This window comes from Kitasatospora sp. NPDC054795 (assembly GCF_053611565.1).
Genome location: NZ_JBSHAP010000104.1, coordinates 1 through 12,533, shown reverse-complemented (window position 1 = coordinate 12,533; position 12,533 = coordinate 1). Strand labels below are relative to the sequence as shown.

Genomic DNA, 12,533 nt, shown 5'->3' with positions numbered 1-12,533 from the left:
TGGTGCCGGAGGTGATGGCGCCGGGGGCGGCAGCGGGGGTGGCGGCGGGGGTGCGCGAGGCGGTCCGCGGCGCGGCTCCGGGGGCGGTCCGCGAGGCGGTGCTGTCGGCGGCGCCCGAGCTGCCCGCACTGCCCCGGCGTGCGGTGCGGTACCCGGCGACCACCGCGGTGGGTCCGGTCGAGGCGCAGGCGGCCCGGACGCCGGACGCGCCGGCGCTGGTGCTCGCGGACGGGGAGACCGTCAGCTACCGGGAGTTGAACGCCGCGGCCAACCGGCTGGCGCGCGCCCTGGCCGCCCGCGGGGCCCGCCCGGGCGCGGTGGTCGGCCTGGCGGGCCTCCGGCGTCCGGCGGAGCTGCTGACGGCGCTGCTGGCGGTGGCGAAGTCGGGCGCGGCGTACCTCCCGCTGGACCCGGCGGACACGCCCGGGCGGCGGGAGCGGCTGCTGGCGGAGAACACGCCGGTCTGCGTGCTGGGGGAGGGGGTGCCGGGGGCGTTGGCCGGCTTGGAGACGGACGGCGAGCTGCCCACCGACCCGCCCAGGGCGCTGACCCCGCACCACCTGCTGTGCGTCGGGTACGGCCCGGGCGGGCGCCCGACCGCCGTGCGGCTCACCCACGCCGAGGCGGACCGCCGGGTGCGCGAGCTCCAGGCCGAGCACCCGCTCGGGCCGGGCGACCGGGTGCTCCACCTGGGCCTGCCGCTCTGGGAGTACCTGTGGCCGCTGCGGACGGGTGCCGCCGTGGTGCTGGCCGACCCGTGGCAGGAGGGCGAGGCCGGGGAGCTGGTGCGGAGGCTGGGCGTGACGGCGGTACGGGTGGCGCCGGGGGTGCTGCTCGGCGGGTGAGGGCGGGCGGCCGGGCACTACGGCGTGCGGACGCGGACGGACTTCGGGTGACAACTTTCAGCGAACAGATTTCAGCGAACAGATTTCATCATTTGTTCGCTGAAAGTTGTCGGCCGCCCCTCGTCGGTCAGCGCACCCCGCCCGCCGCGGCCTCGGTCGCCGGACGCGCTGCCAGGTCCACCGCCAGGCCGACCGCCAGGTCCACCGCCGTCCACGCCATCGCCACCGTGCCGTCCAGCACCGCCCGCTCCGCCTCCACGCCCAGCGCCGCCTCGGCGAAGGCCGCCTCGTGCGGGGCGCAGGCGCCGCCGGTGATGTCCAGCACCGGATGGATGGACGGCACCGCGTGCGACACGTTCCCCATGTCCGTACAGGCGAAGGGTCCGCTCTCGACCGGTTCCGGCCGGCCGAGCGCCGCCGCGTTGGCCCGCCACAGTGCCAGCAGCCGGGCGTCGGAGCGCATGTCCAGGTAGTCCGGCTCGGGCCGGGTCAGTTCCACCTCGCAGCCGGTGGCGAGCGCCCCGGCGCGGAAGCAGTCCTCGACCCGGGAGCGCAGCTCGGCGAGGTCCTCCGCCGCCGAGGCCCGGATCTCGTACTCGGCGCTCGCGCTGTCCGGGATCAGGTTCGGCGCCGTCCCGGCCGCCGTGGTGATGCCGTGCACCCGCCACTGCGGCGGGAGTTGCTGGCGCAGCAGGCCGATGGCGACCTGGGCGACGGTGAGCGCGTCGGCGGCGTTGCGCCCCCGGTGGGGGTCGAGGCTCGGGTGGGCGGCCCGCCCGGTGTAGCGGACGGACAGCGTGCCGAGCGCGAAGGAGCGGAAGTCGGCGATCTCGACGGGGCAGGGGTGGACCATCATCGCGGCGTCCACCCCGTCGAACGCCCCGGCCTCCAGCAGCAGCGCCTTGCCGGCCCCGCGTTCCTCGGCCGGAGCGCCGATCACCCGGACGGTGAGCCCGAGCCGGTCCGCGTGCGGGGCGAGCCCGAGCGCGGCGCCGATCCCGGCGGCGGCGATCAGGTTGTGCCCGCAGGCGTGGCCGAGTTCGGGCAGCGCGTCGTACTCGCAGACCAGCGCGACGGTGACCGGTCCGCTGCCGAGGCGCGCGTCGAACGCGGTGGCCAGGCCGTGGGCGGGTGCGGTGACCGAGTAGCCGTGTGCGCGCAGCAGTTCGGCGCACCAGGCGGCCGCGAGGTGCTCTTCGAAGGCGGTCTCGGGGTGGGCGTGGATGCGGCGGCCGAGTGCGAGCAACTCGGCCCGGTGGGCGTGGACGCGGTCGCGCACGGCCTGCTTGGCCTCGGCGGGGGGAGTGGTCGGCGGCTCGGTCAGGGGCATGGGTGGCGTCTCCGGGTTGTCAGGGGCCCGTCCGTGCGGGGCCGTTGACCAGATCATATGAAGTTAGATTAGGCTAACCTAAGTAAGGCGTTCCGGATCCCCGAGGAGCTCTCCACCCCATGCCTGCCGTCGAAACCCAGATCGCCGACAGCCAGACCGCCGACGTCCCCCTGCTCGCCGCCCAGGCCGCGATCTGGTACGCCCAGGCCCTCGACCCCGCGAGCCCGGTCTACAACACCGGCGATGCGGTCGAGATCACCGGCCCGCTCGACGAGGACCGGTTCGAACAGGCGCTGCGGCAGGCGGTGGACGAGGCCCAGGTGCTGAGCGCCGTCGTCGTCACCGGCCCGGACGGCACACCGCGCCAGCGGCTGCGCCCCGGCCGCCGCTGGCCGCTGCACCGCCTCGACCTGCGGGCCGCCGCCGACCCGGCCGCCGAGGCCGAGGCCTGGATGCGCGCCGACCTCGCCCGCCCGGCCGACCTCGCCGAGGGCCCGCTGTTCACCCACGCGCTGATCCGCCTCGCCGAGGATCGCCGGATCTGGTATCGCCGCATCCACCACCTCGCCGTCGACGCCTACGCGTTGACCCTCCTCGGCGAGCGGATCGCCGCCCTCTACGCCGCCCGCGTCACCGGAGCCGAACCCGCCCCGAACCCCTTCGCCGGACTCGCCGAGGCCGCCGCCGAGGAGGCCGCGTACCGCGGGAGCGCGCAGTACGAGGCCGACCGCGCCCACTGGTCCGCCCGGATGGCCGGCGCCGACACCCCGGCCGCCCTCCCGGGAACCCCCGAACCCGCCCGGCCCGGTGAACCCGCCGAACCCGCCGCCGCCGACCGGGACGCCGTGCCCGGCGAGGCGGTCCGCCTCACCGCCGACCTGCCCGCTGGCACCCGCGACCGTCTGGAACGCGCCGCCGACGCCGTCCGCGCCACCTGGGCCGAACTGCTCCTCGCCGCCGCCGCCGGATACCTGCACCGCCTGACCGGAGCCCAGGACGTGGTCCTCGGCCTGCCGCTCGCCAACCGGCGCGGTCCGGCCGCCCTGCGCACCCCCGTGGCCGCCGCCAACGTGCTCCCGCTGCGCCTCACCGTGCGCCCCGCCGACAGCGCCGAGACCCTGCTGCGCGCCGTGGTCCGCGAGCTGCGCGCCGTCCGCCGCCACCAGCGCTACCCGCTGGAGGAACTGCGCCGCGACCTCGGCCGCACCGGCGACCGCCGCGCCCTGTTCGGCCCGATGGTCAACATCAAGGCCTTCGAGAGCGACCTCGACCTGGCCGGCCTGCCCGGCACCGTCCGCAACCTCGCCGCCGGCCCGGTGGACGACCTCGCCCTGAACGTCTCGCCCGGCCCGGACGGCGCGCTGCGCCTGGTCGTCGACGCCGACCCGGCCCGCTACGGGCCCGCCTCGCTCGCCGCCCACCGCGACGGCCTGCTGCGCTACCTCGACGCCCTCGCCGAGCTGCTGCTCACCGACCCGCGGACGCCGATCGCCCGGATCGACCTGCTCGACCCGGACGGCCTGCGCCGCGCCACCGAGGGCCGCACCGAGCCCCCGGCCGAGCGGACCGTGCCCGAGCTGTTCGCCGCCCGGGCCGCCCGCACCCCGGACGCCGTCGCCGTCCGCTCCGGTTCGAGCGCGCTGACCTACCGGCAGCTCGACGCCGCCGCCGACCGGCTCGCCCACCGCCTGACCGCCCTGGGGGTCCGGGCCGGGACGCCGGTCGCGATCGCCCTGCCGCGCGGCACCGACACCCTGGTCGCGATGCTCGCCGTCCTCAAGGCGGGCGGTGCCTGCGTCTCCCTCGACCTCGCCCACCCCGCGCAGCGCCTGGCCGCCGTCCTGGCCGACGCCCGCCCGGTCTGCGCGGTCGGCACCGCCGAGGCCCTCGCCGGGCTCGACCTGCCCGCTGGCCTGCCCACCGTCCGGCCGGAACCGGCCGACGCCGGGCCCAGCGGCGAGCCCGGGGGCGACGGCGAGTCCGCACCCAGCGGCGAGCCCGGCCCCGACCGCGAGCCCGTGCCTGCCCTGCCCGCCCCGCGACTCGACCAGCCCGCCTACGTGCTGCACACCTCGGGCTCCACCGGCCGCCCCAAGGGCGTGGTGGTCACCCACGCCTCGCTGGCCAACCTGCACGCCGGCCTCGGCGAGGACCTCATCGCCCCCGCCGTGCGCCGCACCGGCCGGGACCGGCTGCGCGTCGCTCACAGTGCCTCCTTCGCCTTCGACGCCTCCTGGGACCCGGTGCTCTGGATGGTCCACGGCCACGAGCTCCACCTGCTGGACGAGGCCACCTACCGCGACCCGGCCGCGCTCGCCGCCCACCTCGACCGGGAGCGCATCGACTACCTCGACCTCACCCCCTCCTACCTCGAAGTCCTGCTGGCCGAAGGCATCCTGGACGAGGGGCGGCACCGCCCGTCCGTACTCGTGGTCGGCGGCGAGGCCACCCCGCCCGCCCTCTGGCAGCGCCTCACCGCCGTCCCCGGTCTGCATCCGGTCGACCTCTACGGCCCGACCGAGACCACCGTCGACGCCTACGCCTGGACCCCGGGCCCGGACGGCGCCCCGCGCGGCCGGGTGGTGCGCGGCTCGCGCGCCTACGTCCTGGACGGCTCGCTGCGCCCCGCTCCCGACGGCGTCACCGGCGAGCTGTACGTGGCCGGCGCCTGCCTGGCCCGCGGCTACCTCGGCCGCCCCGACCTCACCGCCGAACGCTTCCTCGCCGACCCGTTCGGCCCGCCCGGCGGCCGGATGTACCGCACCGGCGACCTCGCCCGGCGCCGCACCGACGGAACCTTGGAGTTCCTCGGCCGGGCCGACGACCAGGTGAAGATCCGCGGCTTCCGGATCGAACCCGGCGAGATCGCCGCCGTCCTCGCCGAACTGCCCGGCGTCGCCCAGGCCGTGGTGATCGCCCGCCCCGGACCGCAGGGCAAGCGGCTGCTCGGCTACGCCGTCCCGGAGAGCGGCGGCAGGCCCGACCCGGACGGGCTGCGCGCCGCGCTCGCCGCCCGGCTGCCCGCGCACATGGTCCCGGCGGCCGTCCTGCTGCTGGACGAACTGCCGCGCACCGCCCACGACAAGCTCGACCACCGCGCCCTGCCCGAGCCGGCCGTCACCACCGAGGGCACGGCGGCGGCCACGCCCCAGGAGGAACTGGTCTGCGGCCTGTTCGCCGAGGTCCTCGCTCTGCCGCAGGCACCCGGCCGGGACGCCTCCTTCTTCGACCTCGGCGGCCACTCGCTGCTCGCCGGCCGCCTGGCCGCCCGGCTGCGCGACACCTTCGCCGCCCCGGTCGGGTTCGCCGACGTGTTCCGGCAGGCGACACCGGCCGGCCTCGCGGCCCTGCTCGGCGGGGCGGCCGGCCCGGTCGCGGAGCCCGAGGAGCGGCGTTCCGTCCCGGTGCCCGTGCCGCGCACCGAGCGGATGCCGCTCTCGCCCGCCCAGCGCGGCCTCTGGTTCCTGCACCGCCTCGAAGGCCCCAGTCCGACCTACAACATCCCGCTGGCGCTCACCCTCACCGGCCCGCTCGACCGGCACGCCCTCACCCTCGCCCTCGGCGACCTCGTCGCCCGGCACGAAGTCCTGCGCACCGTCTACGGGGAGGAGGCGGACGGCAGCCCGTACCAGCGCATCCTGCCCGCAGCGGGCATCGAACTCCACGACGGAACCGACGACTTGGCCGAGACCGTCCGGTACGCGTTCGACCTGACCGCCGAACCCCCGCTGCGCGCCACACTGTTCACCGGGCCCGCCGCGGCCGGCGGATCCACCCCGCCCACCGGTGGCGAGGAGCGGCACACCCTGCTCCTGCTGCTCCACCACATCGCGGGCGACGGCGCCTCCACCACCCCGCTGCTCCGCGACCTGGCCGCCGCCTACACCGCCAGGATCGCCGGACTGGACCCCGAACTGCCGCGGCTCACCGTCCAGTACGCCGACCACGCGGCCTGGCAGCGGGAGCGGATCGGCACCACCGAGGCGCCCAGTGCGCTCGCCGTCCGGCAGACGGAGCACTGGCGTGCCGCGCTCGCCGGACTGCCCGACCAGCTGGAGCTGCCCCTCGACCGCCCCCGCCCGGCCGTGGCGGGCCACCGGGGCGCCACCGTTCCCTTCGCGCTCGGCGCCGAGGCGCACAGCGCCCTGGCCGGGCTCGCCCGGGCCGCCGGCAGCACCGTCTTCATGGCCGTCCAGGCCGGTCTCGCCGCCCTGCTCACCCGGCACGGCGCCGGCACGGACGTCCCGGTCGGCACCCCGGTGGCCGGCCGCGACGACGAGCAGACCGCCGCACTGGTCGGCTACTTCGTCAACTCGCTGGTGCTGCGCACCGACACATCCGGCGACCCCACCTTCCGGGAGCTGCTCGCCCGGGTCCGCGCCACCGTGCTCGCCGCGCACGAGCACGCCGAACTGCCCTTCGACCGGCTGGTCGAGGAGCTCAACCCGGCCCGCTCGCTCGCCCGCCACCCGTTGTTCCAGGTGATGCTCGCCTGGCAGAGCCGCCCGGACGAGCGGATCGCCCTGGGCGGCGGCCTCACCGCCGACATCGCCGCGATCCCCAGCGGTACCGCCAAGTTCGACCTCACCCTCAACGCCGGCGAACTGCCCGGCGGCGGCATCGGCGGCTTCCTGGAGTACCGCACCGACCTCTTCGACGCCGCCACCGCGGCCGCGCTCGCGGAGCGCCTGACCAGGCTGCTCACCGCTGCCGCGAGCGCCCCCGACACCCCGATCGGCCGGCTGCCGCTGATCGGCGAGGAGGAGCGGCGGCGCGCCCTGGTCGAGTGGAACGGCCCGTCGGTGGAGACGACTTCGGACGCCACCCTGCCCGAGCTGTTCGAGGCGGCCGCCGCCGCCAACCCGCGCGCCGTCGCGGTCGGCTACCAGGGCGAGCAGCTCGACTACACCGAACTCGGGGCCCGCGCCGACCGGCTGGCCCGGCTGCTGGCCGCCGAGGGCATCGGCCCCGGCACCATCGTCGCGCTCGCCCTGCCGCGTTCGCTCGAACTGGTCGTCGCACTGCTGGCGGTGGCCAAGTCCGGCGCCGCGTACCTGCCGCTCGACCCCGACTACCCGGCCGACCGGCTCGCCTACATGCTGGCCGACGCCAGCCCCGCCGCCCTGCTCACCGACCGGGCCACCGCGCCCCGGCTGCCCGCCCACGAGGTGCGCCAACTCCTGGTCGACGGACCGGAGTCCGAGCGCCACCCGGCCGTCCCGCTGGCCCAGCACGAGCGCACCCGCCCGCTGCACGCCGAGGACACCGCCTACGTCATCTACACCTCCGGCTCCACCGGCCGGCCCAAGGGCGTGCCCGTCACCCACCGCAACGTGGTCCGGCTGTTCGGCGCCACCGACCACTGGTTCGGCTTCGGAGCCGAGGACGTGTGGACGCTGTTCCACTCCTACGCCTTCGACTTCTCGGTCTGGGAGCTGTGGGGCGCCCTGCTGCACGGCGGCCGGCTGGTCGTCGTCCCGCACCTGGTCAGCCGCGACCCGGCGGCCTTCCTGGAGCTGCTCGCCCGCGAGCGGGTCACCGTGCTCAACCAGACGCCGTCCGCCTTCTACCAGCTCAGTGCCGCCGACCGGGACCGTCCCGGCAGCGAACTCGCCCTGCGCTACGTGGTGTTCGGCGGCGAGGCGCTCGAACTCGCCCGGCTGGACGACTGGTACGACCGGCACGCCGAGGACGCCCCCGTGCTGGTCAACATGTACGGCATCACCGAGACCACCGTGCACGTCTCGTACATCGCCCTCGACCGGGCGAGCGCCGCCGCCGGGAGCAGCAGCACCATCGGCGTCAACATCCCCGACCTTCGGGTCTACGTCCTCGACCAGCACCTCCAGCCCGTCCCGCCCGGCGTCACGGGTGAGATGTACGTGGCCGGGGCGGGCCTGGCCCGCGGCTACCTCGGCCGCCCCGAGCTGACCGCGACCCGCTTCGTCGCCGACCCGTACGCCGAGCTGTTCGGCGAGCGCGGCACCAGGATGTACCGCTCCGGGGACCTCGCCCGGCGCCGCGCCGACGGCGTCCTGGAATACTTCGGCCGCGCCGACCAGCAGGTCAAGCTGCGCGGCTTCCGGATCGAACTCGGCGAGATCGAGGCCGTGCTGGCCGCGCACCCGGCCGTCGCCGACGCCGCCGTGGTGGTCCGGGAGGACGTGCCGGGGGACAAGCGGCTGGTCGGCTACGCGGTGGCCGACGGCGTCGCCCCGGACGAGCTGCGCGCCCACGCCGCCGCCGGACTGCCCGTCCACATGGTGCCCTCCGCCGTCGTCCTGCTCGACCGCCTCCCGCTGACCGCCAACGGCAAGCTCGACCGTCGCGCCCTGCCCGCCCCCGAGGCCCCCGCCGCGGGCGCCGGCCGCCCGCCGCGCACCCCGCGCGAGCAGCAGCTGTGCGAACTGTTCGCCGAGGTGCTGGGCGTGGCCTCGGTCGGCGTCGAGGACGACTTCTTCGCGCTCGGCGGGCACTCGCTGCTGGTCGTGCGCCTCGCCGGGCGGATCCGCGAGGTGCTCGGGGTGGAGGTCGGCATCGGTGCCCTGTTCCAGGCGTCCACCGTGGCCGCCCTGGACGCCGCCCTCGCGGCGGGCGCACCGGACACCGACGCCCTGGACGTGCTGCTCCCGCTGCGGCCCGTCGCCCCCGGCCGGCAGCGCCCGCTGTTCGCCGTCCACCCGGCCGGCGGCCTCAGCTGGTGCTACACCGGACTGATCCGCAACCTGCCCGGCGAGGTGCCGATCTACGGCCTCCAGGCCCAGGGCGTCGGCGCCGCCACCGCCGAACTCCCGCTGCCCGCGACGCTGGAGGAGCTGGCCATGCACTACGCCGACCGGCTGCGCGAGGTCCAGCCCGAGGGCCCGTACCGGCTGCTCGGCTGGTCCACCGGCGGGATCATCGCGCACGCGGTGGCCGTCCGCCTCCAGGAGCTCGGCCAGGACGTCGAGCTGCTCGCGATCCTTGACGCCTACCCCGCCGAGGGCTTCCGCGAGCTGCCCGTCCCGGACCAGGCCGAGGCGCTGGAGGCGCTGCTCACCATGGGCGGTTTCGGGCCGGAGGACCTCGACGGCCGTCCGCTCGAACTCGGCCCCGTCACCGAGCTGTTGCGCCGCGAGGGCAGTCCGCTCGCCGGGCTCGACGAGGCCACCGTGGCCGCGCTGAACGAGATCTACCTCAACACCAACCACCTGGTGCGCGGCTACGACCACCGCCGCTTCGACGGCGACGTGCTGTTCTTCCGCGCCACCGTCGACACCATCGACGACACCCTGGTGCCCGAGCTCTGGGAGCCGTACGTGTCCGGCCGGATCGCCAACACGAACGTGGCCTGCTCGCACAAGGACATGACTCTGCCCGCCCCGATCGCGCACATCGCGAGCGTGATCGCCGACCACCTCGCCGACCTCCCGAAGAAGACCGACGATGGAGAAGACCACCGATGAGTGACGCCCCCGCCAACCCCTTCGACGCCGACGGCGATTTCCTCGCGCTCGTCAACCCCGAGGGACAGCACTCCCTGTGGCCCGCCTTCGCCGCCGTTCCGGCCGGCTGGAGCATCGCCCACGGCCCGTGCGAACGCCCGGCCGCCCTGGAGTGGATCACCGCGAACTGGACCACCCTGTGACCCCACCCGCCACGCCCGGCGCCGAGGCCCCGGCGCGCCCCCTGCTCGCGGGGCGCGCCGCGGTAGTGGTCGTCTACACGGCCGCGATGTGCATGAACGGCCTGGACTCGACGATCGTCAACCCGGCGCTGTTCAGCATCGCCGAGGACTTCGGCCGGCCCGTCTCGGCGGCCAACGCCGTGGAGACCGCCTTCCTGGTCGGCCTCGCCCTCGGCCTGCCGGTGGCCGGCTGGCTCGGCGACCGGTACGGCGTCAAGCGGGTCTTCCTCGGCGCGCTCGCCGCCTTCACGCTCGCCTCCGCGCTTTGCGCGGCGGCACCCGGCCTGGGCACGCTGTCGGCGGCCCGGGCCGTCCAGGGCGTGGCCGGCGGGCTGCTCACCCCGGTCGGGATGACGCTGCTGTTCCGGGCCTTCGCCCCGCACGAGCGGGCCGGCCTGGGCCGCGTCCTGATCGTCCCGACCGCGCTGATGCCCGCCCTCGGGCCGCCGCTCGGCGGCTTCCTCGCCGAACACCTCTCCTGGCACTGGCTGTTCCTGGTCAACGTGCCGATCGGGGTCGCCGCCGTGCTCATCGGGCTGGTCGGCCTGCGCGGCGAACCGGAGCCCCCGGACGGCCGCTTCGACACCACCGGCTTCCTGCTCGCCACGCCCGGCCTCGGCCTGCTGACCTACGCCCTCGGCTTCGGCCCGGCGCACGGCTGGACCTCCCCGGGCGTGGCCCTCGGCGGACTGCTCGGCCTGGCCCTGCTGGGGGCGGCCGTACGGCACCAACTCCGCGCCCCCGAACCGCTGGTGGACCTGCGGCTGCTCGCCGACCGCACCTTCGGCGCGGCGAGCTGGCTCGCCCTGCTGACCTCGGCCGGGCTGATGGGCGCGCTGTTCGTGCTGCCGCTGCTCTACCAGGCGGCGCGCGGCGCCACCCCCCTGGACGCCGGGCTGAGCGTCTTCCCCGAGGCGATCGGCCTGATGGCCGCCTCGCAGGTGGTCGACCGCCTGCTGCCCCGGCTCGGCCCGCGCCGGCTCGCCCTGCCAGGCCTGCTGCTGGCGGCGGTCGTCCTCGCTTCCCTCGGTTTCGCCGAGAACCCGTGGACCGTAAGGGTGTTGATGTTCTGTGTCGGCCTGATCCTGGGCACCGCCGTCCTCACCGTCCAGATCGCCGGCTTCGCCGACGTCCCGCCGCCCGCCATGGGCCGCGCGATGGGCCTGTTCACCATCCTGCGCACCCTCGGCGGCGCCCTCGGCATCGCCGCCACCGCCGCGCTGATCGGTGCGCTCGGCGACGGCACGGGTGTCGGGCCGTACCGCCTCGCCCTCCTGCTGACAGCCGCCCTGGTCGCCGCCGGCACCCTGCTGGCCGTCCGCCTCCCAGCCGAGGCCCCGGGCCCACCCCCGGAGGAATGACGCCGGTGCGGTCCGTGGTCCTCCGGTGCTCCGACTGCCGTACGGTGGCTGGAGCACCGGAGGAGGGCGTATGACTGAGCACTACCGCCTGTTCGAAGAGGCCCGCCGCAGCCTGCCGGACGGCTACAAGGTCGAACTGTCCGGCGACGTCATCGTCATGCAGGCCTCACCCTCGTTGATTCACCAGCTCAACCTGGCGATCGTCCAGCGCCAGTTCGAGGCGCACTGTCCTCCCGGCTACTTCCCGACGGGGAACAGCGACCTCTCCTCGTCGGAGGTCGGTTCCGTCCGCAACCCGGACCTCACCTACCTGCCCGAGGACGTCATCGAGCTGGGCCGTGAGATCCCGGCGGACCTGACGCTGATCGCGGTCGAGATCGTCTCGCCGTCCAACCCGGACAACGACTGGAGCGGGAAGGTCCGCGACTACCCGCGGATGGGCTTCCCGCTCTACCTGATCGTGGACCCCCGGCAGAAGACGGTGACCCTGTTCTCCGAACCCAACCGAGACCGCTACCACACCCGGACGGAGCGGGAGTTCGGCGAGAAGATCCGGATTCCCGCGCCGTTCGACTTCGATCTGGACCTGGTCCGGTTGGTTCCCTACCGGAACTGACCCGCGTCAGGGCCGCTACCGTGGGCGAAGCCGATGAAGTCGGTCCAGGCTTCGGCTGTGAAGGTGAGCTGGGGGCCGGTCTTGTCCTTGGAATCCCGGACGCGGACGGCGCCCGGGGTGAGGGCGACCTCGACGCAGGCGCCGCCCTCGGTGTTGCTGTGGCTGGACTTGAACCAGGTCAACGCATCGTTCATAGTTCCTCCAGCGACTCGCTGATCAGCTTGGCCGAGGCCTCGGGACTGAGCGCCTGCCGGAGGATCATTTCATGGCGATGGCTGAGGATGCTCACCCTGGCGGGGTCCGCGTGGAGCATGCCCATCGCCTGGCCCTCCTCATACGCGAGTCGTTGATGTTCAGCTGTTTCCAGGAGGATGAACTGCCCGTTCAAACCGGGGTGGATTCCTTGGGACGGAACCACTTGAATCGTGATGTGGCGCGCCTTGCCGACCGCCAGGACGTGGTGCAACTGTCGGCGGTGGGCCTCGATGGTTGTGAGCGGCCGCCGAAGGACTCCTTCCTCGATGAGGAAGTTGAAGGCCTTGGCCTGTGCCTTCAGTAGTTCCTGGCGCTCCAACCTCGCAGCGACTCGCGTTTCGACCGTTTCGTCATCGAGTGGCGGTTAGGGCACGTATTCGGTCGTGATCAATGGGTTCGGGTGAGGTCCTTGATCCAGATCATCGCGCCACGGAGGTGGAGGCCTGCGAGGTAGCTTTCC

7 protein-coding genes and 1 pseudogene are annotated in these 12,533 nt (G+C 75.0%); 5 read left to right on the top strand and 3 right to left on the bottom strand.

All coding sequences use genetic code 11. From position 1 onward, the window contains the following. Positions 1-14 precede the first annotated feature (14 nt). Positions 15-845, top strand: a complete 831-nt coding sequence (locus ACWGJO_RS30445; RefSeq protein WP_452188658.1) for an AMP-binding protein — start codon at positions 15-17, stop codon at positions 843-845. Between the two features lie 127 nt (positions 846-972). Here ACWGJO_RS30445 and ACWGJO_RS30440 read toward each other — a convergent pair whose 3' ends face one another. Then, positions 973-2,175, bottom strand: a complete 1,203-nt coding sequence (locus tag ACWGJO_RS30440) for an amidohydrolase (RefSeq protein ID WP_452188634.1) — start codon at positions 2,173-2,175, stop codon at positions 973-975. Positions 2,176-2,294: 119 nt separating this feature from the next. Here ACWGJO_RS30440 and ACWGJO_RS30435 point away from each other — a divergent pair, with 119 nt between their 5' ends. From ACWGJO_RS30435 to ACWGJO_RS30420, 4 genes are all read left to right on the top strand, one after another. Then, the gene (locus ACWGJO_RS30435) at positions 2,295-9,620 is read left to right on the top strand and encodes an amino acid adenylation domain-containing protein (protein WP_452188632.1); all 7,326 of its coding nucleotides are present in this window, start codon (positions 2,295-2,297) and stop codon (positions 9,618-9,620) included. Continuing rightward, positions 9,617-9,802: an MbtH family protein gene (locus ACWGJO_RS30430; protein WP_452188630.1), complete on the top strand. Its 186-nt coding sequence runs from the start codon at positions 9,617-9,619 to the stop codon at positions 9,800-9,802. Before ACWGJO_RS30435 ends, ACWGJO_RS30430 begins: the two co-directional genes overlap by 4 nt. Beyond that, positions 9,799-11,202, top strand: a complete 1,404-nt coding sequence (locus ACWGJO_RS30425) for a DHA2 family efflux MFS transporter permease subunit (RefSeq protein WP_452188628.1) — start codon at positions 9,799-9,801, stop codon at positions 11,200-11,202. Before ACWGJO_RS30430 ends, ACWGJO_RS30425 begins: the two co-directional genes overlap by 4 nt. Before the next feature lie 70 nt (positions 11,203-11,272). Beyond that, complete coding sequence (locus ACWGJO_RS30420) at positions 11,273-11,818, top strand: Uma2 family endonuclease (protein WP_452188626.1); 546 nt, start codon at positions 11,273-11,275, stop codon at positions 11,816-11,818. On the opposite strand, the gene ACWGJO_RS30415 is transcribed toward ACWGJO_RS30420, so the two are convergent. Then, positions 11,806-12,012: a DUF397 domain-containing protein gene (locus tag ACWGJO_RS30415; RefSeq protein WP_452188624.1), complete on the bottom strand. Its 207-nt coding sequence runs from the start codon at positions 12,010-12,012 to the stop codon at positions 11,806-11,808. The genes ACWGJO_RS30420 and ACWGJO_RS30415 overlap by 13 nt on opposite strands. Continuing rightward, a pseudogene (locus ACWGJO_RS30410) lies at positions 12,009-12,422 on the bottom strand (DUF5753 domain-containing protein); the annotation flags it as partial. The gene ACWGJO_RS30415 and the pseudogene ACWGJO_RS30410, both read right to left, overlap by 4 nt. Positions 12,423-12,533: the final 111 nt, after the last annotated feature.

Excerpts from the sequence above, each read along its gene's own strand:
- ACWGJO_RS30445 (WP_452188658.1), top strand. The coding sequence starts at position 15 with ATGGCGCCGGGGGCGGCAGCGGGGGTGGCGGCGGGGGTGCGCGAGGCG.
- ACWGJO_RS30440 (WP_452188634.1), bottom strand. The coding sequence starts at position 2,175 with ATGCCCCTGACCGAGCCGCCGACCACTCCCCCCGCCGAGGCCAAGCAG.
- ACWGJO_RS30435 (WP_452188632.1), top strand. The coding sequence starts at position 2,295 with ATGCCTGCCGTCGAAACCCAGATCGCCGACAGCCAGACCGCCGACGTC.
- ACWGJO_RS30430 (WP_452188630.1), top strand. The coding sequence starts at position 9,617 with ATGAGTGACGCCCCCGCCAACCCCTTCGACGCCGACGGCGATTTCCTC.
- ACWGJO_RS30420 (WP_452188626.1), top strand. The coding sequence starts at position 11,273 with ATGACTGAGCACTACCGCCTGTTCGAAGAGGCCCGCCGCAGCCTGCCG.
- ACWGJO_RS30415 (WP_452188624.1), bottom strand. The coding sequence starts at position 12,012 with ATGAACGATGCGTTGACCTGGTTCAAGTCCAGCCACAGCAACACCGAG.